This is a genomic window from Aeromonas sp. QDB30 (assembly GCF_027707645.1).
GTDB classification, from domain to species: Bacteria; Pseudomonadota; Gammaproteobacteria; order Enterobacterales; family Aeromonadaceae; genus Aeromonas; species Aeromonas caviae.
The window spans coordinates 100,922-120,084 of sequence record NZ_JAPCIY010000003.1 but is presented as its reverse complement, the minus strand read 5'-3'; the positions used below and the strand labels follow the sequence as shown (position 1 = coordinate 120,084).

20 protein-coding genes are annotated in these 19,163 nt (G+C 60.2%); 8 read left to right on the top strand and 12 right to left on the bottom strand.

Features of this window, described 5'->3' with window-relative positions; translation table 11 throughout:
- The first annotated feature begins 295 nt into the window (after window positions 1-295).
- On the top strand, window positions 296-1,051 hold the full coding sequence (locus tag PG896_RS01925; protein ID WP_053288443.1) for a hypothetical protein: 756 nt from the start codon (window positions 296-298) through the stop codon (window positions 1,049-1,051).
- Between the two features lie 61 nt (window positions 1,052-1,112).
- Window positions 1,113-1,775 carry a DUF2987 domain-containing protein gene (locus PG896_RS01920; RefSeq protein WP_270835331.1) on the top strand — a complete coding sequence of 221 codons (663 nt, stop codon included), beginning with the start codon at window positions 1,113-1,115 and terminating at the stop codon, window positions 1,773-1,775.
- Between the two features lie 71 nt (window positions 1,776-1,846).
- On the opposite strand, the gene ttcA is transcribed toward PG896_RS01920, so the two are convergent.
- The 12 genes from ttcA to PG896_RS01860 all read right to left on the bottom strand — a co-directional run bounded on the left by ttcA (window position 1,847) and on the right by PG896_RS01860 (window position 12,252).
- Window positions 1,847-2,755, bottom strand: a complete 909-nt coding sequence (gene ttcA / locus PG896_RS01915; RefSeq protein WP_052814627.1) for a tRNA 2-thiocytidine(32) synthetase TtcA — start codon at window positions 2,753-2,755, stop codon at window positions 1,847-1,849.
- A gap of 67 nt (window positions 2,756-2,822) precedes the next feature.
- Window positions 2,823-3,770 carry a universal stress protein UspE gene (gene uspE / locus PG896_RS01910; protein ID WP_010674782.1) on the bottom strand — a complete coding sequence of 316 codons (948 nt, stop codon included), beginning with the start codon at window positions 3,768-3,770 and terminating at the stop codon, window positions 2,823-2,825.
- 136 nt (window positions 3,771-3,906) lie between these two features.
- Entirely contained in the window at window positions 3,907-4,662 is a 756-nt protein-coding gene (locus PG896_RS01905; protein WP_010674781.1) for an FNR family transcription factor, read from the bottom strand.
- Between the two features lie 68 nt (window positions 4,663-4,730).
- Window positions 4,731-5,417, bottom strand: coding sequence for a sulfite exporter TauE/SafE family protein (locus PG896_RS01900; protein WP_010674780.1), 687 nt, complete (start codon window positions 5,415-5,417; stop codon window positions 4,731-4,733).
- Entirely contained in the window at window positions 5,401-5,607 is a 207-nt protein-coding gene (gene ccoS, locus PG896_RS01895) for a cbb3-type cytochrome oxidase assembly protein CcoS (protein WP_010674779.1), read from the bottom strand. The genes PG896_RS01900 and ccoS overlap by 17 nt, the downstream gene beginning before the upstream one ends.
- 82 nt (window positions 5,608-5,689) lie before the next feature.
- Complete coding sequence (locus PG896_RS01890) at window positions 5,690-8,086, bottom strand: heavy metal translocating P-type ATPase (protein WP_029314548.1); 2,397 nt, start codon at window positions 8,084-8,086, stop codon at window positions 5,690-5,692.
- Window positions 8,087-8,174: 88 nt separating this feature from the next.
- On the bottom strand, window positions 8,175-8,663 hold the full coding sequence (locus PG896_RS01885; RefSeq protein ID WP_010674777.1) for a FixH family protein: 489 nt from the start codon (window positions 8,661-8,663) through the stop codon (window positions 8,175-8,177).
- 113 nt (window positions 8,664-8,776) lie between these two features.
- Entirely contained in the window at window positions 8,777-9,766 is a 990-nt protein-coding gene (gene ccoP / locus PG896_RS01880; protein ID WP_010674776.1) for a cytochrome-c oxidase, cbb3-type subunit III, read from the bottom strand.
- Complete coding sequence (locus PG896_RS01875; RefSeq protein WP_202040249.1) at window positions 9,766-9,945, bottom strand: cbb3-type cytochrome oxidase subunit 3; 180 nt, start codon at window positions 9,943-9,945, stop codon at window positions 9,766-9,768. Before PG896_RS01875 ends, ccoP begins: the two co-directional genes overlap by 1 nt.
- An 11-nt stretch (window positions 9,946-9,956) precedes the next feature.
- Window positions 9,957-10,571 carry a cytochrome-c oxidase, cbb3-type subunit II gene (ccoO, locus tag PG896_RS01870; protein ID WP_010674774.1) on the bottom strand — a complete coding sequence of 205 codons (615 nt, stop codon included), beginning with the start codon at window positions 10,569-10,571 and terminating at the stop codon, window positions 9,957-9,959.
- 18 nt (window positions 10,572-10,589) lie between these two features.
- Window positions 10,590-12,014 (bottom strand): cytochrome-c oxidase, cbb3-type subunit I, encoded by a 1,425-nt coding sequence (ccoN, locus tag PG896_RS01865; protein WP_010674773.1) that lies wholly within the window; start codon window positions 12,012-12,014, stop codon window positions 10,590-10,592.
- Window positions 11,989-12,252: a hypothetical protein gene (locus tag PG896_RS01860; protein WP_125117269.1), complete on the bottom strand. Its 264-nt coding sequence runs from the start codon at window positions 12,250-12,252 to the stop codon at window positions 11,989-11,991. Before PG896_RS01860 ends, ccoN begins: the two co-directional genes overlap by 26 nt.
- A gap of 41 nt (window positions 12,253-12,293) precedes the next feature.
- Between PG896_RS01860 and PG896_RS01855 the strand changes: the two genes are divergently transcribed.
- From PG896_RS01855 to PG896_RS01830, 6 genes are all read left to right on the top strand, one after another.
- Window positions 12,294-12,752 (top strand): hypothetical protein, encoded by a 459-nt coding sequence (locus tag PG896_RS01855; RefSeq protein ID WP_010674772.1) that lies wholly within the window; start codon window positions 12,294-12,296, stop codon window positions 12,750-12,752.
- Between the two features lie 108 nt (window positions 12,753-12,860).
- Window positions 12,861-13,319: a GAF domain-containing protein gene (locus PG896_RS01850; RefSeq protein ID WP_010674771.1), complete on the top strand. Its 459-nt coding sequence runs from the start codon at window positions 12,861-12,863 to the stop codon at window positions 13,317-13,319.
- Window positions 13,320-13,420: 101 nt separating this feature from the next.
- The gene (proQ, locus tag PG896_RS01845; protein WP_010674770.1) at window positions 13,421-14,065 is read left to right on the top strand and encodes an RNA chaperone ProQ; all 645 of its coding nucleotides are present in this window, start codon (window positions 13,421-13,423) and stop codon (window positions 14,063-14,065) included.
- A gap of 8 nt (window positions 14,066-14,073) precedes the next feature.
- Window positions 14,074-16,089, top strand: coding sequence for a carboxy terminal-processing peptidase (prc, locus tag PG896_RS01840; protein ID WP_247631742.1), 2,016 nt, complete (start codon window positions 14,074-14,076; stop codon window positions 16,087-16,089).
- 129 nt (window positions 16,090-16,218) lie between these two features.
- The gene (pepN, locus tag PG896_RS01835; protein ID WP_010674768.1) at window positions 16,219-18,843 is read left to right on the top strand and encodes an aminopeptidase N; all 2,625 of its coding nucleotides are present in this window, start codon (window positions 16,219-16,221) and stop codon (window positions 18,841-18,843) included.
- Window positions 18,844-18,910: 67 nt separating this feature from the next.
- Window positions 18,911-19,132 carry a DUF2835 family protein gene (locus tag PG896_RS01830; RefSeq protein ID WP_010674767.1) on the top strand — a complete coding sequence of 74 codons (222 nt, stop codon included), beginning with the start codon at window positions 18,911-18,913 and terminating at the stop codon, window positions 19,130-19,132.
- Window positions 19,133-19,163 lie beyond the last annotated feature (31 nt).

Sequence of the window (19,163 nt, the reverse complement as noted above, 5' to 3'; positions counted from 1 at the left end):
CCCGATGAAGCAGGAACCCGGTACTGCGCGAGCAGCTATCACCCAGTAATGGGAATCCCCCTCCTGTGACGCGAAGCTCTAAGGTGGGGGAGGATGTCAACATCCTACTCCCGTTGGACAGAGGGGCCAAGGGTGAGGGGAACTTCATCAAGTAGGGCTGCAAGGCCTTTGGTATCAATGGCTTTCTGAACGGAAGATAACAGGAAAAACGGCTACGCATGCCGGTTCAAACCGCTATAATGTGCCACCTTGGATCAGTCGTCAGTGAATGTTGGACAGTCAATTGAGTAATAGAATGCGGATCGGTGGAACCCTCGAACAGTCCCTCAGCCAGGGATATCGTCTGGACCTGCAAGGGGTGTTGAAAGAGGGGTGGCAACAGACTCGTCGCACCGGTTTCGGATTGGCGCTGGCCATCGCCGGGGTCATGGCAATCTGGATCCTGCTGAGCAATACCTTGCTGACGCCCTATGTCGCCCGTGAAGGAGGGGATATGGATATGGCCCTGATCCTGAGCCTGCTGGTCACGGTGATCATGTCACCCATGACCTCCTCCCTCGACATGCTGGGGTTGCAGCAGTCGGTGGGGGTACGCGCCCGGCCGAGCCAGGTGTTCGACTTCTTCCGCCACTTCCTGCGCCTGGGCAGCCTGAGTCTGCTCGGCAGCCTCATCACCAGCCTGTTTGGCCCCCTGTTCGAGCTGCTGGGCGTGCCGGTGATGCTGGCCTTCATCCCTTCCGCCCTGGTGGGCATGGGGCTGGTGTTTACCGTACCTCTGGTGCTGGAGCGCGGTCTTTCCCCGGCTCAGGCCATTCTGGTATCCCTCAAGCTCTTTGCCCGGGGATGGCCCAGCATAGTGCTGCTGCACGGGGTCATGCTGGCACTCTTCTTCCTGGCGCTCATCCCCATGGGGCTGGGACTTATCTGGGTGGCGCCGCTCTACTTCAACTGCAAGGGCATTCTCTACCGGGATCTGTGTGGGGTGGCAGTCGAAGTGACCGAGGTTGCCAGTGGCAACGGCGGGCAGGGCCCGGATCATTTCAACGCATAACGGGATACCAGGGGGTCAGCCGGTGTCGACCCGCCCGGAGCGTGATGCAAAAGGATGGCATATGAACAAGCGATACGGGATGGCGGCGCTCCTGCTGGTACCCATGCTGGGACAGGCTGAGCCGTCCCTTGAACTCGACTACGGCACCTTCTACAGCCAGATGAAGACCTTCGCCAAGGGGGAGTTCGGCCACGCCAGACTGGGCTTTTATCTGGCCAGTCAACAGAACGGTCGGCGCTGCGGGCTCACCTCGGCCCGGGTCTCGACCCCGGACAGGGATGTGCCCGCCGAGGTCACGGTGGATGGCGAACTGCGTCTGCCCTATGACGAAGATCTCAACCTCGACAAGGCGATCGTGGTGGTGGGGCTCACCGAGGCCCACGCCGCCTGTGATCTGTCGGTACAGGTGATGGCTGACGCCCCCGCCACACCCGAGGTGCCGCTGGCCGAACTTGTCTCGCGTCAGCAGCAGATGCAGCGATTGCTCGACAAGATGGCCGGCATGGTCGGCCAGTATTTCCTGCCCAAGATGGAAGGGGTGCGGATCTCCATGGTGGCGCCCGCAGGCACAGCCTACCTTGTGGAGGGTGCCCGTCAGGAGGCCGTCTCCTGGCAGCAGGGGCAACTGCTGCTCAGCAATGCGCAGCTGAAGGGGTTTGCCCAGGGCAAGCTGCAACTGCAAGGGGAGATCCTGCGCCTGACCCCCTGGCTACACAAGGAGTAGCGACCCGAGTCCGCAGATTGCCAGAATGAAAAAAGGAGCGCCTGGCGCTCCTTTTTTGTGGGTGACGGGGCTTAGCGCACCTCAATCACGTCCAGCATGTCCATCTCGTCGATGTCCAGCAGCGGCACCTTGGGCAGCTCGGGCGGATCAAATGCCTTGTCGCCACCGTCGATGATGCCGGAGTCGCGATTGATGCTCTTGAAGTCAAACAGCTGGTGATCGAGCAGGTGGCTCGGGATCACGTCCTGAATGGCGGTGAACATGGTCTCGAGACGGCCTGGGAAGCGGCGATCCCACTCCTGCATCATCTGTTTGATGGCCTGGCGCTGCAGGTTCTCCTGGGAGCCGCACAGGTTGCAGGGGATGATGGGGAAGGCCTTGACCTCGGCATAGCGCACCAGATCTTTCTCCTTGCAGTAGGCCAGGGGGCGGATCACCACGTTCTTGCCATCGTCGCTCACCAGCTTGGGGGGCATGGATTTGAGCTTGCCACCGTAGAACATGTTGAGGAACAGAGTCTCGAGGATGTCGTCACGGTGATGGCCAAGGGCGATCTTGGTGCAACCCAGCTCCTGGGCGGTGCGATACAGAATGCCGCGGCGCAGGCGGGAGCAGAGCGCGCAGGTGGTCTTGCCCTCCGGTACCTTCTCCTTGACGATGGAGTAGGTATCTTCTTCCACGATCTTGAAGTCGATGCCGAGGGTGCTCAGGTATTCGGGCAGCACGTGCTCGGGGAAGCCGGGTTGCTTCTGATCCAGGTTGACGGCCACCAGATCGAAATGGATGGGGGCGCTGGCCTTCAGGCTCATCAGGATGTCGAGCATGGCAAAGCTGTCCTTGCCGCCAGACAGGCAGACCATGATCTTGTCACCCTCTTCAATCATGTTGAAGTCGGCGATGGCCTGGCCCACGTTGCGCCGCAGGCGTTTCTGCAGCTTGTTGAAACTGTATTTCTCTTTGGCGTTAAGCTCTTCTAGCATGGCCTCAAACCCGGGACAAAAATAAGCGGCTTATTATAGCCATGTCCCGGGGGAGGGCAAGAAACGCTTATGCAGGATGACGCCTGTCATCCACAGGGCTGCTGTAATCGTCGGGTTTGAGGATGAGAATGTCGCAGTTGAGCCTGTCCACCACGTGCTCGGCGGTGTTGCCAAGCAGGGCGGCAGAGAGGCCGGTACGGCCGACGCATCCCATGATCATCAGGGTGGCATTCAGATCGTCCGCCATGTCCGGCAGCACCTCCTCCGGCAAGCCTTCCGCCACCTTGGTCCACATGTGGTTGATGCCGAACTGATCGGCATGCTCCCGCAGCAGATCTTCATGGTGTTTGCGAATGGCATCGTTGTAGGCGTTGGGATCGAACTCTGGCAGTTCGATGGCGACATTGACCGGGGTGCCCGGGTAGGTGTTGACCAGATAGAGACTGGCACCAAGCAGCTCGGCGATGGCGATCCCCTCGCGGGTGATCCGCTCGTTGAGCACCTTCTGCTCCTTGTCATCGCTCGAGCAGTTGATGGCGGCAATCAGGTTGCCCCCCCGTTGCCAGTGCCCTTCTTTTACCAGCAGAACCGGACAGGGGCATTTGCGCAGCAGGTGCCAGTCGGTGGGGGTGAAGATGAAGGTTTGCAGGAAGGAGTGCTTGTGAGTCGCCTTGACGACCAGATCGTGACGCTGTTCCAGCACTTCCTGAATGACGCACTCGAAGGGACGGTTGTGCCAGAGCACTTTCACTTCGCATTCCAGTCCTCTGGCCCGATAGGGAGTGAGGATCTCGTCGAGCCACTCCCGACGCTGGGCGATGACACCATGGCGCATCTCTTCCCGCTCGTCTGCCGAGAGCATGGCGGTCATCTCGTAAGAGAAGTCGTAAATCGTCAGGAGCAGGGTCAGCTGGGCGCCCTCATCCAGCTCGGCGACCTTGACCGCGCGCTCGAGCGCGATCTGGCGCTCCTCCTCGGGATTGATCACCACCAGAATGTTTCGGTACTTGACCATGTTCTCCTCCTTGGTAAAAAGGCCAATGATGGCAACTCTTTAGCTATTACAGCTTAGTCCAAGGGGGGAGACGGGAAGGTGTGCCGGATCAAATTTCAGGGTGATCCGATCCGGCAAAAAAGGGAATAAACGGGGATTAACCGCAGGGAGGACGAGTGGCTCCGGCCATGACGCCCAAGGCAACGTTGTCCAGTACAGTAATGTATTTGCCTTTGACGCTGATGAGACCGGATTTCTGGAAACGGCCCAGCAGGCGGCTGATGGTCTCGACGGTGAGACCGAGGTAGTTGCCGATGTCTCCACGGGTCATGGAGAGGCGGAACTCCTTGGCGGAGAAGCCGCGCTCGGAGAAACGAACCGAGAGATTGTGCAGGAAGGCAGCGAGGCGCTCTTCGGCGTTCTTTTTGGAGAGCAGCAGTATCATCTCCTGGTCGCCCATGATCTCGTTGCTCATCAGCCGCATGATCTGCTGGCGCAGTTTGGGCATCTTGCCAGAGAGGTCGTCGAGCACATCGAACGGTATTTCGCACACCATGGCGGTTTCCAGCGCCTGGGCGAAGGAGGGGTGGGCCTGCTTGTGGATGGCGTCGAAACCGACCAGATCACCGGCGAGGTGGAAGGCGGTGATCTGTTCGTCACCCTGTTCGGTGATGGTGTATGACTTGATGGTCCCGGAACGTATGGCATAGAGCGACTTGAGCTCATCGCCGGCCTTGAACAACTCTTCACCCTTCTGGAACGGCTTTTTGCGCTCGATGATGCTGTCGAGCTGATCGAGCTCGTTATCGTTCAGGGTGAAGGGGATGCAGAGCTGGCTGATGCTGCAATCCTGGCAATGAATTGCACAGCCACCGCTCTGAATACGTCTGCCAGGTTTCTTGTCCGGGATCATAGGCTCAAATGAATAATTGATTTATATCAAACAAGTTTACCACCATCTCATCCGTTTTGGATAGGGTTTCAAAAGGACGCCATCCCGATCCAGAGGGTGTGGATCCCGTAGGCAATAAGCAGCAAGGCGCCCCCAAGGCGCAGGCTGCGCAGGGTGAGCCAGTAGCGCAATCGGTCTGCCAGCCCCCCTAGCGCAAACAGGGTCGGCAGGGTGCCGAGGCCGAAAAAGAGCATGATGAGTGCCCCGCCACTCGCGGAGCCTGCGGCAGCGCTCCAGGTCAGCATGGAGTAGACGAGGCCGCAAGGGAGCCAGCCCCATATCATGCCAAAGGGGAGGGCCTGCCTGGCTGATGTAAACGGGAGAAACCTGCCTGCCAGCGGCTTGATGAGAGGCCAGAACTTCGCACCGATGCGCTCGAGCAGCAAGACGCCATGCCACCAGCCAGCCAAGTAGAGGCCGAGCGCTATCATCAGCAGGGCGGCGATGAGGCGAAGCCCTGCCAGGGCGTGTTTGCCAGCGCCTATCTCCGTGGTGGTGGCGAGCAAGCCGCCCACCAGCGCGCCCGCCAGCACATAGCTCAGGATGCGCCCCAGGTTGTAGTTGAGCAGATAACCGAGCCTGCCCCAAAAATGCTGCTTCTCGGCAGGTATGGCCATGGAGAGCGCTGCGGACACGCCGCCACACATGCCGATACAGTGGCCGGCACCGGCAAGCCCGACCAGCAGGGCGCCCATGAGGTCAAGGCTGCTGGTCATGGGGCCCGTTTTCCTGTTCTGCTTGTTGTTCAGAGGGGGGCAAGGGGCGCTGCTCCTCGTCAAACAGGATGTTGGAGCCCTGCCTGTCGAGATCCTCGAACTGCTCGGAGCGGATGGCCCAGAAGAAGACGGCGCCGGCAATGACAACGAACAGGATGGCGATGGGGATGAGGACGAAGATAATGTTCATGGCGTGGACCCTGTGGTGAAAGGGGGATGATAACCCGGCGAGGCAAGAGGTGCCGCCACCCGGGAGGATGCCAGATGGCTGCTCACCGGTTGAGCCGCATGGAGTTGGTGACCACGATGAGGGAGCTCAGGGACATGCCAGCAGCCGCCAGATAAGGGGGGAGCCAGCCACTTGCAGCCAGCGGCAGCACAAGCAGGTTGTAGCCGATGGACCAGGCAAAGTTCTCCTTGATGATCTTGCGAGTTCGCAGGGCCAGGGCCCGGGCGGCCAGCAGACGGGAGAGATCGTCGGCCAGCAGGATGGCGTCGGCACTGTTCTTGGCCAGATCCGTGCCCCCCGCCATGGCAAAGGACGCGTGGGCGCCGGCCAGCACAGGGGCGTCGTTGATGCCATCTCCCACCATGATGCTGATATCCCCGGCCGCTTCCCGGGCCTTGAGATAGGCCAGCTTGCCGTCCGGGGTGACCCCTTTTACCAGCTCATCGACCCCCAGCTCGCGGGCCAGCATGTCCGCCTGGTCCGAACCGTCGCCGGTGAGAATGGTGGTTTGCAGGCCTGCCTCCTTGAAGGCCTGGATCAGTGCACCGGCATCGGGGCGCAGCGTGTCGGCCAGGATGAAACGGGCCAGCAGTCCGTGTTCATCGGCCAGATAGATGGTCAGCCCTTGAGCGGCATTCTCTTCTTGCGCCAGTTCGAGCCAGCGTGCACTGCCGATGCGGTAATGCTTGCCCTCAATTACTCCCTGCACGCCGTGGCCGATGACGGGGGTGACGTCGCTGGCGGCGAGCGGCACCCCGTCCGCCAGTGGTTTGCTTCGAAACGCACGGGCGATGGGATGCTCGGAATAGGTCTCCAGGGCCTGGGCGAGGGCGAGGCAGCGGGCTGCGTCGAGCTCGCCGAGGGGCTGGGTGCTCACCAGGCTGATGTTGCCCGTGGTCAGGGTCCCCGTCTTGTCCATCACGATGCGGTTGGCCCGGGTCAGAATGTCCAGCACGTGGCCGCGGCGCAGTAGGATGCCGCTGCGGGTCAGGTTGGCAGTGGCCGAGGTCAGTGCGGTCGGGGTGGCCAGCGAGAGGGCGCAGGGGCAGGTCGCCACCAGCACCGCCAGGGTGACCCAGAAGGCCCGCTCGGGCTCATGAAAATGCCAGAAGGTCCAGACCCCGGCCGCAATGATCAGGAGCACCAGGATAAAGTGGCGCGACAGCACGTCCGCCAGCTGGGCGATGGCGGGCTTGTCGTCCAGAGCATGATCCTGCAGGCGCATGATCTGGGCCAGGCGCGACTCTTCAATGGAATGGCTGACCCGGATCTCCAGGGGGGCATCGGTGTTGATGGTGCCTGCATAGACGGGATCTCCGGCCTGTTTGAGCAGAGGCAACTGTTCGCCAGTCAGCATGGATTCGTTGAGGCTGGCCTGGCCCAGGGTGACGATGCCGTCTGCCGGCAGGGTGGCCCCCGCGAGTACCCGCACCCTGTCTCCGACTCGCAGCGTCTTGGCGGCCACCTCGTGTTCGCCGTCATCATCGATGCGGGTTGCCATGATGGGTACCAGGCGCGCCAGGTTGGAGCTCGACTCCGACGCCTTGCGCCTCGCTCGCAGTTCCAGCAGACGGCCCAACAGCAGGAAAAAGACGAACATGGTGATGGAGTCGTAATAGACCTCACCCGTGTTGAAGACCGTGGCCCAGATGGAGGCGACGAAGGCGCCGATCAGTGCCAGCGACACCGAAACATCCATGGAGAGGTGCCCCTGCTTCAGGCTGCGCCATGCCCCCACGTAAAAAGGCTGGGCCGAGTAGATCATGATGGGGGTGGAGAGCAGAAGGCTTATCCACTTGAAGTAGATCATGAACTCCTCTTCCACGCTGATGAAGAGGTCCATGTAGAGTGCTACGGCGCACATCATCACCTGCATGGAGCCAAGGCCGGCCAGCGCCATGCGGAACATGTAGCTGCGCACCTCTTTGGCGTAGAGCGCTTCCTGCTGATGAGTCTGGAAGGGATAGGCGCGATAGCCGACCCTGGCAAAGCCCTTGAGAATGTCGCTCAAAGAGAGCTGGGCCGGATCCCACTTGATGCGGGCGCGATGGGTGGTGGTATTGACGTTGATGTAACGCAGACCGCGCAGGGTCATCAGGTGCCGCTCGATGAGCCAGGCACAGGCGGCGCAGGTCAAACCTTCCACCGTCAGTTGGATCTCGCGCGTAGTTTCGCGACCCGTACCGGTGTCGGTGACGAACTCCTGCTGCACCTCCGCCAGATCGTAGTGGGTGAGGGCGGCGAGCTCTTCGGGCACCAGTTCCCCCTTGATGCCGGGAGCGGTGCGGTGTTCGTAATAACTGGCGAGGCCGCATTCGAGAATGGTCTGTGCCACGGCCTGACAGCCAGGGCAACACATCGGCTGAACGATGCCTTTGATCTCGAGAGTAAAGTTACTGCCAGTGGGAACCGGTTCACCACAGTGAAAACAGCCGGTCATGGTGATCATCCCTCTTTGATGCAGCCCAGCAGGCCGGGTCGGGGAGAAGGGTGGCTGACCGGCGTGCCGATCACCCTGCCTTCGTGATTCAACGTCCCTTGGGATCGAGCTCAATCGCTGCCTGAGTCGGCAGTTGTGCCGTCTCCTGGAGGCGCCATTCATGGTTGAAGGCATCGACCCGCACGTGCCACTTGCCGGTGAGGGGCTTGTCCAGCATCAGGCGATAGACTCCCTTGCCATCGGCCGTCAGCAGATGTTCGCTGTCCAGGCCCGCCAACGTGGGATGAAACAGGGAGAGGTGCAGTGCCTGCCCGAGGGGGAAATCCCCGGACAGTGGATTTAACGTCAGCTCCTTGTCGCTGACATTGAGGGCGATACGGATGCCGAGCGCCTCGGCGCGATCGAACTTGCTGAGATCCTGATTAATCTCCTTGCCCTGCTTGTAGTAGTCCTCCGCTACCAGGTTGACCCCATCCTTGCTGGCAATGATGGCGGTGGCGATGCTGCCTACCACGGCGGCGCAGGGGAGGGCGATGATGAACCAGGGCCAGAATTGGCGATACCAGGGTTGGGTCATGATGCTACCGAAACAAATGGTTAACGAAATGGCGGTAATTCAGCCAACACAAGATAACAAAAAGCCTCGAAGAGTCGAGGCTTTTTGCTGATTAATCACGTGCTTATCACATGTTACTGCTGATTTTGCCGATCGTTGTGGGACAAGCTGTAAACGTAGGAGGCGAGCAGATGTACCTTGTCTTCCCCCAGAATGTCCTTCCAGGCCGGCATCACGCCGTGACGACCGTGGGTGATGGTCTGTTCGACCACCTGACGGGAGCCGCCATAGAGCCAGATGTTGTTGGTCAAGTCGGGGGCGCCGAAGGCGATGCCGCCCTTGGCATCCGGGCCGTGGCAGGCGGCGCACATGGCAAAGCGTGCTTCCCCTTTCTTGGCTTCCACCAGATCAACCTTGCGACCGGAGAGGCTCAGCACATAGGAGGCCACCTCCTTCACCCCGTCCTGACCCAGGATCTCGCCCCAAGCGGCCATGATACCCTGACGACCGCCCATGATGGTGGTCTTGATCTGGTCGGGTGCGCCGCCCCACTGCCATTCGCTGTCGGTCAGGTTCGGGAAACCGCGGCCACCGCGGGCATCGGAGCCATGACACTGGGAACAGTTTTGCAGGAACAGGCGCTGACCCACCTTCAGGGCTTCCGGATCCTTGGCGATCTCGGTGATCTCCTTGTAGCTCTTGCCGTCAGCCTGATAGGTCAGCTCGCGGAACTTGGCGCCGTAGATCTCGTCGGCCTTGGCAAGTTCCCGATCGTATTCCACCGCGCGTCCTTCGGCCTTGGCGGAAGCCGCCGCTGCCTTGGACTCGGCCAGGGAACGTACATCCTGGTTGGAGCTCTGCCAGCCCAGCAGACCCTTGAAGTTGCCAAGGCCCGGGAAGGCGAGCAGGTAGATGAGCCCGGTGACGATGAAGAAGAGGAACATATAGGACCACCACTTCGGCAGGGGATTGTTGATCTCCTCGATGCCGTCGAAGGTGTGACCCATGGGTTTGCCCTCTTCGGCCCCCATCTTGTCCTTCATGCACCAGGCCAGCAGCAGGAAGCAGCCGAGAATGGTGCCAAGGCTTATGACGGTCACAAAAATGCTAAACAGAGTGCTCATTATTGCTTCGCTCCTGCGTTCTTGTTATCAGCACGGGGTTGCTCGTCATCGGCAAAAACCAGGTTGGCGGCCTCGTCGAAAGAAGCCTTGCGGCGCTTGCTGTAGGCCCAGACGATGATGCCAATCATGATGACCATCAGCAGCAGGGTGTACAGGCCGCGAAATGTGCCGTAATCCATATCCCGACTCCTTATTTCAGGGCATGGCCCAGTGATTGCAGATAGGCGATCAGCGCATCCAGCTCGGTCTTGCCCTTGACGGCCTCACCGGCGCCAGCGATGTCGGCATCGGTATAGGGCACGCCGAAGTGATCCCGGAACAGAGCCAGCTTCTTGCCAGTCAACTCGCCGCTCAGCACATTGGTCTCGAGCCAGGGGAAGGCCGGCATGTTGGACTCGGGCACCACGTCACGCGGGTTGATGAGGTGGGCGCGATGCCAGTCATCGGAGTAGCGGCCGCCGACCCGGGCCAGATCCGGGCCGGTACGCTTGGAGCCCCACAGGAAGGGGTGCTCCCAGACGCTCTCGCCGGCAACCGAGTAGTGGCCGTAGCGTTCGGTCTCGGCGCGGAACGGGCGGATCATCTGGCTGTGGCAGACGGTGCAGCCTTCGCGGATGTAGATGTCGCGTCCTTCCATCTGCAGGGCGGTGTAGGGCTTGAGGCCCTCCACCGGCTCGTTGGTCTGCTTCTGGAAGAACAGGGGGGTGATTTCCACCAGGCCCCCCAGGCTGATGGCGAAGATGATGCCAATCACCAGCATGGGGACGCTTTTTTCAAAAATCTCGTGACGGTTGTTGTTGCTCATGCTTTAAACCCCTTCAAATCAGGCTGGCTGTGCGACGGGTTCCAGAGAACCCTTGGGCGCAGTGACGGTGCGATAGGCGTTGTAGGCCATCAGCAGCATGCCGGTGACGAAGAAGCAGCCACCCAGGAAGCGCACGAAGTAGAAGGGATAGGAAGCTTGCAGCGCCTCCACGAAGCTGTAGGTCAGGGTGCCGTCGTCGTTGACCGCACGCCACATCAGGCCCTGCATCACACCGGAAATCCACATGGCGACGATATAGAGCACGGTGCCCACGGTGGCCAGCCAGAAGTGGACGTTGATGAGCTTGATGCTGTACATGCGCCCCTGCCCGAACAGGTTCGGGATCAGGTGGTAGACGGCACCGATGGACACCATGGCAACCCAGCCCAGGGCACCGGAGTGAACGTGACCGATAGTCCAGTCGGTGTAGTGGGAGAGGGCGTTGACGGTCTTGATCGCCATCATGGGGCCTTCGAAGGTCGACATGCCGTAGAACGACAGGGAGACGATCAGGAAGCGCAGGATGGGGTCATAACGCAGCTTGTGCCAAGCACCCGAGAGGGTCATGATGCCGTTGATCATGCCGCCCCAGGAGGGCACGAACAGGATGAGGGACATCACCATGCCCAGCGACTGGGCCCAGTCAGGCAGGGCGGTATAGTGCAGGTGGTGCGGACCGGCCCAGATATAGAGGGAGATCAGCGCCCAGAAGTGCACGATGGAGAGGCGGTAGGAGTAGACGGGACGACCCGCCTGCTTGGGCACGAAGTAGTACATCATGCCAAGGAAGCCCGCCGTCAGCAGGAAGCCCACCGCGTTGTGGCCATACCACCACTGCACCATGGCATCCATGGCGCCGGAGTACATGGAGTAGGACTTCATGCCGGAAAGGGGCACTTCCATGTTGTTGACGATGTGCAGCACGGCCACCGTAATGATGAAGGCACCGAAGAACCAGTTCGCCACATAGATGTGGGAGGTGGTGCGCTTGACCAGGGTGCCGAAGAAGACGATGGCATAGCTCACCCAGACCACGGCGATGGCGATGTCGATGGGCCACTCCAGCTCGGCGTACTCTTTTGAAGTGGTATACCCCAGCGGCAGCGAGATGGCTGCGGAGAGAATGATCGCCTGCCAGCCCCAGAACACGAAGGAGGCGAGGGGACCACCAAACAGCCGGACCTGACAGGTGCGTTGCACCACGTAGAAGGAGGTGGCCATCAGGGCGCTGCAACCAAATGCGAAGATGACCGCATTGGTATGCAGGGGACGCAGACGGCTGTACGTCAGCCAGGGGGTGTCGAAGTTGAGGGCAGGCCAGATCAACTGGGCTGCAATCAATACACCCACCGACATGCCGACGATACCCCAGACAATCGTCATGACGGTGAACTGGCGCACAACGGTGTAGTTGTACTCAGGGTGGTTTGTTGTATGGCTCATCGTTGTATTCCGCTTCCGATGCTGTTGTTAGTGTTGCCCGGTGTCCTGGGCCATTTTCACCCCGGTTTTGCAAAATCCCCTCGTTAACATCTGTTAATAAAAGGAAAAGCAAAAGGTGGTTAAATGAAAATCCATTGAGAATGATACTGAAATGACCGGTAAAATAACAGTACAAACAGTGATATATTTGGCTCCAGCGGGTCTCATGTCCGCCAGTTTTTACCTTGAGCCAGATCACGAAAATTACATTTTCTACGTACCTTACAGAGCTGTTTTTTCATGAAAGAGAGACTCACTTCACGCAAAATCGTCCACCTGTCCATGGTGCTGGTCATTTTGCTCTCCCTGATGGCCTATCGAACCTGGTTTTCAGGCACAGGAAGCGACCATGCAGAGGGCTCCAATGTTCAGATTTGTGATCTGTCCCACAGCCCCTGCCGCCTCATCGTCGGGGATCGCCCGCTGACGGTCAGCATCGATGGCTTGCCGATCCGCCCTGAACATGACTTTGTCCTGCGCCTTCAAGGGGGTGTGCCGGCCATTACGCCGGTCAAGGCCTGGCTCGAGGGCAAGGAGATGTTCATGGGGCTCATCCCCGTGCTGTTTGAAGCCAGCGATGCGGGGTGGCGAGGGGTGACCCAGGTGGGAAGTTGTACGGCAGAGGCGATGGACTGGCTCTTGACCATCGAGTGGAGCAATGGCCAGCGCCATCAACTGACGTTGGGCGCGGCACGTTGAACGGACTCTCATCGGGCCCCAGGAGGGGGGATAAATGAAAATTGATTTGAAATTTTCAGGCAGGACGGTACCTTGCATTGATTATCAAAGAGTGAAGTTCATTTAATCATGATTGAAAAACAAGCATTTTATCGCACGCTCAACCAGCAGGCCCAGGCATTGCTAGAGGGCGAACCCGACATGATCGCCACCCTGGCAAACCTGTCTGCCCTGCTCAATCAGGAACTGGCTGACATCAACTGGGTTGGTTTCTACCTGCTGCAGGGCGAGACCCTGGTGCTCGGCCCGTTCCAGGGCAAGCCGGCCTGTGTGCGCATCCCGGTCGGGCGCGGCGTCTGTGGCACTGCGGTTGCCGAGGGCAAGACCCAGCTGGTGGACGACGTGCACCAGTTCGCGGGGCACATTGCGTGCGACGGTGCCAGCAACTCGGAAATCGTGATCCCGCTGCGCCGTGGCGGGGAGATCATCGGGGTGCTGGACATCGACAGTCCAATCTTTAACCGCTTTGACGAGCAGGACCGGATTGGCCTCGAAGAAACGGTGCAAATTTTGGAAAGCATGCTCTAAGTCATTGCTAGATGGTTCGCAAAAGGTCCCAAGCTCTCTATAATGGGGCCTTTGTTGTGTTCGGGCATGCCCGTGCGTCTATATGAAAGCCAAGGTTATACATGGAAAACACTGAAAAGCTGAAGAACAGTAAAGAGATCGTCGCCTACCTGGTCGAGAAATTCCCGGCCTGCTTCATCGCTGAAGGAGAGGCCAAGCCACTCAAGATTGGCATCTTCCAGGATCTGGCCGCGCGTCTTGCTGATGACGAGAGAGTCTCCAAGACCATGCTGCGCTCTGCTCTGCGTCAATACACCTCCAGCTGGCGTTACCTGCATGGCCTCAAGGCTGGCCAGGCCCGTGTCGATCTGGACGGCAACCCGGGCGAGCTGCTCACCGAAGAGCACATCGAGCATGCCAAACAGGCGCTCAAGGAGAGCAAGGAACGTGTCTTTGCCAGCCGCCGCACCAACACCAAGGAGAAGGAAGACAAGCCCAAGCAGCCGCGTCGCAACGCGCCGCGCAAGGCTGACGCTCCCCGCTCCGACAAGCCCAAGTCCGCCCCTGCTCCCAAGGCTGCACCGGTCGCCGATGCGCCGCTGGTGAAAGTGGATGCCGCTACCCTGAAAGTCGAGCAGGGCGTGCGCGTCGTGCTGGGCAAGTCCCCTGTGCCTGCGACCATCAAGGAAGTGACCAAGGATGACGTACAGGTTCAATTGCAGACCGGCATGATGTTGCGGGTCAAGTTCGAGCATCTGGTTCTCTAAGGAGACGAATGTTGAAGCATGGCGTGATTCGTTTTTCACTCGTTGCCTGTAGCCTGGCGCTTGCCGGGCTCGCACAGGCCATCGAGCCGGTGCTCAAGGAAAGTGATTTGCCTGTGTTGGCTCAAGAGAGCCAACATGCTACGGCCAGCAAGCGAATTGCCAATCTGTTTACCCGCTCCCACTACAAACAGTTCAAGCTGGACGACGCCTTTTCCTCCGTGATCTTTGACAAGTATCTGGAGAATCTGGACTACAGCCGCAACCTGTTTCTGGCCTCTGACATCAGCCGTTTTGAGAAATATCGTACCGGTTTTGACACCGACCTCGAGCGAGGGCGACTGGCTCCGGCCTACGAGATGTTCAACCTGAGTCAGCAGCGGCGGTACGAGCGGTTCGAATACGCCCTCAAACTGCTCGACACTCCCTTCGATTTTACCCAGAAAGACAATTACGTCTTCGATCGGGAAGGGGCTCCCTGGCCCAAGGATGAAGCCGAGCTCAACGAGCTGTGGCGTCAGCGGGTCAAGTTCGATGCCCTGAGCCTCAAGCTCAGCGGCAAGGAGTGGCCCGAGATCAAGGAGCTGCTTGGCAAGCGTTACAACAACGCCATCAAGCGGATGTCCCAGACCGAGAGCGAGGACGTGTTCCAGCTCTTCATGAACTCCTTCGCCCGCGCCATCGAACCGCACACCAGCTATCTGTCTCCGCGCAGCGCCGATCGGTTCAACACCGAGATGAACCTCTCGCTGGAAGGGATTGGGGCCGTGCTGCAGGCGGAAGATGACTTTACCGTCATCCGCTCCCTGGTGCCAGGCGGCCCGGCGGCCAAGTCCAATCACCTGAAACCCGATGACAAGATCACCGGTGTGGGGCAGGACGACGGTAAGATCGTGGATGTCATTGGCTGGCGTCTTGACGACGTGGTCGAGCTCATCAAGGGGCCCAAGGGCAGCAAGGTGAAGCTGGAGATCCAGCGCGGCAAGGGCGCGACCGCCAAGACCGAGCTGGTGGAGCTGGTGCGTGACAAGGTGCGTCTGGAAGACAGAGCCGCCAAGTCCAAGGTGATCACCGCCGAGGGCAAGAAGATCGGCGTGCTCGAGATCCCGAGCTTCTACGTCAACCTGCACGACGACGTGATCAAGGAGATCTCCAGCCTCAACAAGCAGAAGATCGACGGCCTCATCGTCGATCTGCGCGGCAACGGTGGCGGTGCCCTGACGGAAGCTTCCGCCCTGAGCGGTCTCTTCTTTGCCAGCGGCCCCGTGGTGCAGATCCGTGATCACATGGGTCGCATCACCGTCAATGGCGACGACGACGGCAATGTCTACTACGGTGGCCCCATGTCGGTGATGATCGACCGCTACAGCGCCTCGGCCTCCGAGATCTTCGCTGCCGCCATGCAGGACTATGGTCGTGCGCTGATCCTCGGCGAAAACTCGTTCGGCAAGGGGACGGTGCAGCAGCATCGCAGCCTCGCCAAGGTCTATGACTTCTACGAGCAGCCGCTGGGTTACGTGCAGTACACCATCGCCAAGTTCTACCGTATCGATGGCGGCAGCACCCAGAACAAGGGAGTTGCACCCGATATCGCCTTCCCGACTGCGGTAGCGCCGGGGGAGACGGGGGAGAGCCGCGAGTTCAACGCCTTGCCCTGGGACAAGATTGCCTCGGCCAGCTACGAGCGACTGGGGGACTTCTCCAGCCTGCTGCCCAAGCTGAAAGCGGCCCACGAGGCACGGATCACCAAGGATCCGGAATTTGCCTATGTGCTGCAGGACATCAAGGAGTATCAGGCGGACAAGGACAAGAAGTCGGTCTCCCTGAACGAAGCCGAGCGGCTGGCTGAACAGGCCAAACAGGACGAGAAGGCGCTGGCGCGAGCCAATGAGCGGCTGACCCGTCTTGGCAAGCCGACGGTGAAGAGCCTGGATGAACTGCCGACCGATTTCGAGGCACCTGACGAATACCAGGTGGAAGCGGCCAACATCACGGCGGATCTGGCCACCCTCAGCAAGAAGAGCTGATGCTGGCAACGAAATGACAAGGGCGACTCGGGTCGCCCTTTCTTTTGCCTGAATGCAAACTATTTGACCCTGTCCGAGCCTTGTGACAGCCTCTGACACGTCAATAACAAAGCGTGGAAGCACACAATAATGACTGAACAACCTCAGGCCATGACGGCCAAATATCGCCAGGATTACCAGGCTCCCCTCTATTGGTGTGACAGCCTGGATCTCGATTTTCAGCTGCAAGAGCCCCTGACCCGGGTCACCGCCATTTCCCGTTTGCGTCGCAGCGGCGATCACAACGAACCCCTGGTGCTGGACGGCGAGGGGCTTGACCTTGTCAGCGTCATTGTGGATGGCGTGCCCTATCAGCAATACGAGCAGGGAGAGAGCAGCCTGACCCTGTTCAACCTGCCGGCCGAGTGCGTGCTGACCGTGGTCACCGACATCGATCCCGCCGCCAACACGGCGCTGGAGGGGCTCTACAAATCCGGCGATGCCTATTGCACCCAGTGCGAGGCCGAGGGCTTTCGTCGTATCACCTATTACATGGACAGGCCGGACATCCTGGCCCGTTACAGTACCCGCATCACCGCCGACAAGGCCAAGTACCCCTATCTGCTCTCCAACGGCAACAAGGTCGCGAGCGGCGATCTGGACGACGGTCGCCACTTCGTGCAGTGGCAGGATCCCTTCCCCAAACCGAGCTACCTCTTCGCCTTGGTGGCGGGGGACTTCGATGTGGAACGCAACCACTTCATTACCAAAAGCGGCCGCCAGGTGGCGCTCGAGATCTTCGTGGACAAGGGCAACCTGGACCGCGCCGGTTTCGCCATGGAGAGCCTCATCAACTCCATGCGCTGGGACGAGCAGCGTTTCGGCCTCGAGTATGACCTCGACATCTACATGATCGTGGCGGTGGACTTCTTCAACATGGGGGCCATGGAGAACAAGGGGCTCAACATCTTCAACTCCAAGTTCGTGCTGGCCAACCCGGCCACTGCCACCGATGCGGACTACCACGGCATCGAGCGGGTGATCGGCCACGAATATTTCCACAACTGGACCGGCAACCGCGTCACCTGCCGCGACTGGTTCCAGTTAAGCCTCAAAGAGGGACTGACGGTGTTCCGGGATCAGGAGTTCTCCTCCGATCTGGGGTCGCGCGGCGTCAACCGCATCAACAACGTGCGCACCGTGCGCGGTCCGCAGTTTGCCGAAGATGCCGGCCCCATGGCCCACCCCATCCGCCCGGATGTGGTGATCGAGATGAACAACTTCTACACCCTGACCGTCTACGAGAAGGGCTCTGAAGTGATCCGCATGATGCACACCCTGCTGGGGGAGGACGCCTTCCAGGCGGGTATGCGACTCTACTTCGAGCGTCACGACGGCTCTGCTGCCACCTGCGACGACTTCGTGCAGGCGATGGAGGATGCCTCCGGGGTGGATCTCGCTCGCTTCCGCCGCTGGTACAGCCAGTCCGGCACCCCCGAGCTCACCGTGACCGACGAATACGATGCCGAAAGCGGTGTCTATCGTCTGCACGTGAGCCAGCACACGCCGCCGACCCAGGATCAGCCACAAAAGCTGCCGCTGCATATCCCCCTCGACATCGAGCTCTACGATGCACAGGGTGCCGTCATCCCGCTGCAATACCAGGGCAAGGCCATCGGCAATGTGCTGGACGTGCTGGAAGCACAGCAGACGTTCGAATTCGATCGAGTGCCGGTCAGACCGATACCCTCCCTGCTGCGAGACTTCTCCGCCCCGGTCAAGCTGCACTATGACTACAGCGACGAGGCCCTGGCCTTCCTGATGCGTCATGCCCGCAACGAGTTTGCCCGCTGGGACGCCGCCCAGATGCTGATCAACAAGGCGGTGATCGACGGGGTGGCCCGGGTCCAGCACGGGCAGGGGGTTGAACTCTCCCACACCCTGCTGGCGGCCTTTGTCGCCATTCTGGACGAGGCTGCACTGGATCCCGCCCTCAAGGCAGAGATCCTGGCCCTGCCGGGGGAGGCGACCCTGGCCGAGCTGTTCGAGGTGGCCGACATCGACGCCATCCACCAGGTGCGCAACGGGATCCAGACCGCATTGGCCCACGCCTTCGGCGACCGCCTGCTGGCGTGCTACGAGAGCCTGCGTCTGCCGGCTTATCAGGTGGTCCATGCCGACATGGCCAAGCGGGCCCTCAAGGGTGTGGTGCTGGGTTATCTGGCGGCGCTGGATGCCGCGAAGGCCGATACCCTGGTGCGCGAGCAGTACGAGGCTGCCGACAACATGACCGACACCCTGGCGGCGCTCCAGGTGGCCAACAGCCATCTGCTGCCGTGCCGCGCCGCGCTCTTGGCCGACTTCGAAGGCAAATGGGCCCATGATGGCCTGGTACTGGACAACTGGCTGCGGTTGGTGGGGGCCAAGCCGGCCAAGGATGTGCTCCATGACGTGAAGCAGGCGATGGCGCACCCGACCTTCAGCATCCGCAACCCGAACCGGCTGCGGGCGCTCATCGGCAGCTTCGCCATGAACAACCAGGTGCAGTTCCACGCCGCCGATGGCAGCGGCTATCGCTTCCTGACCGATCTCTTGATCGAGCTCAACGAGGTCAATCCCCAGGTGGCGTCCCGCCTCATCACCCCGCTTATCCAGTTCAAGCGGCTCGATGAGGGGCGCAAGGCGCTGGTTCGCGCCGAGTTGACCCGCCTGGCCAACCTGGACGGGCTGGCGCGGGATCTGTTCGAGAAGGTGAGCAAGGCGCTGGCACAGTAAGCGCCGCGACGGCGGGCAGGGGAGCCTGGCTTTCCTGCCCGTTTTTCATGGATGACCAGGAGGTGACATGAGGCAATACACTTTTCGGCTCTCCCTTGGCCGCGACGAGATCATGTTGATGTACCAGGGGCAGGTGAACCGCCTGGTGGTACGTACCGAGCAGGGTCTGACCCTGGAGCTGGGATTGGAGAAAATCCGGCGTTTTGTGTCGGAGAGCGGCGTTCACGGCTACTTTCGACTGAAAACCCAGGACGATCATCGCTTCATTTCCCTGGAACGCATAAATTAACAAAACTTGAACATCAATCCGGGTAATTATC

Excerpts from the sequence above, each read along its gene's own strand:
- PG896_RS01905 (WP_010674781.1), bottom strand. The coding sequence starts at position 4,662 with ATGATCCCGGACAAGAAACCTGGCAGACGTATTCAGAGCGGTGGCTGT.
- prc (WP_247631742.1), top strand. The coding sequence starts at position 14,074 with ATGTTGAAGCATGGCGTGATTCGTTTTTCACTCGTTGCCTGTAGCCTG.
- PG896_RS01830 (WP_010674767.1), top strand. The coding sequence starts at position 18,911 with ATGAGGCAATACACTTTTCGGCTCTCCCTTGGCCGCGACGAGATCATG.
- proQ (WP_010674770.1), top strand. The coding sequence starts at position 13,421 with ATGGAAAACACTGAAAAGCTGAAGAACAGTAAAGAGATCGTCGCCTAC.
- ccoO (WP_010674774.1), bottom strand. The coding sequence starts at position 10,571 with ATGAGCAACAACAACCGTCACGAGATTTTTGAAAAAAGCGTCCCCATG.
- ttcA (WP_052814627.1), bottom strand. The coding sequence starts at position 2,755 with ATGCTAGAAGAGCTTAACGCCAAAGAGAAATACAGTTTCAACAAGCTG.
- PG896_RS01900 (WP_010674780.1), bottom strand. The coding sequence starts at position 5,417 with ATGACCAGCAGCCTTGACCTCATGGGCGCCCTGCTGGTCGGGCTTGCC.
- ccoP (WP_010674776.1), bottom strand. The coding sequence starts at position 9,766 with ATGAGCACTCTGTTTAGCATTTTTGTGACCGTCATAAGCCTTGGCACC.
- uspE (WP_010674782.1), bottom strand. The coding sequence starts at position 3,770 with ATGGTCAAGTACCGAAACATTCTGGTGGTGATCAATCCCGAGGAGGAG.
- ccoN (WP_010674773.1), bottom strand. The coding sequence starts at position 12,014 with ATGAGCCATACAACAAACCACCCTGAGTACAACTACACCGTTGTGCGC.
- PG896_RS01850 (WP_010674771.1), top strand. The coding sequence starts at position 12,861 with ATGATTGAAAAACAAGCATTTTATCGCACGCTCAACCAGCAGGCCCAG.
- PG896_RS01855 (WP_010674772.1), top strand. The coding sequence starts at position 12,294 with ATGAAAGAGAGACTCACTTCACGCAAAATCGTCCACCTGTCCATGGTG.
- pepN (WP_010674768.1), top strand. The coding sequence starts at position 16,219 with ATGACTGAACAACCTCAGGCCATGACGGCCAAATATCGCCAGGATTAC.
- PG896_RS01885 (WP_010674777.1), bottom strand. The coding sequence starts at position 8,663 with ATGACCCAACCCTGGTATCGCCAATTCTGGCCCTGGTTCATCATCGCC.
- ccoS (WP_010674779.1), bottom strand. The coding sequence starts at position 5,607 with ATGAACATTATCTTCGTCCTCATCCCCATCGCCATCCTGTTCGTTGTC.
- PG896_RS01920 (WP_270835331.1), top strand. The coding sequence starts at position 1,113 with ATGAACAAGCGATACGGGATGGCGGCGCTCCTGCTGGTACCCATGCTG.
- PG896_RS01875 (WP_202040249.1), bottom strand. The coding sequence starts at position 9,945 with ATGGATTACGGCACATTTCGCGGCCTGTACACCCTGCTGCTGATGGTC.
- PG896_RS01890 (WP_029314548.1), bottom strand. The coding sequence starts at position 8,086 with ATGACCGGCTGTTTTCACTGTGGTGAACCGGTTCCCACTGGCAGTAAC.
- PG896_RS01925 (WP_053288443.1), top strand. The coding sequence starts at position 296 with ATGCGGATCGGTGGAACCCTCGAACAGTCCCTCAGCCAGGGATATCGT.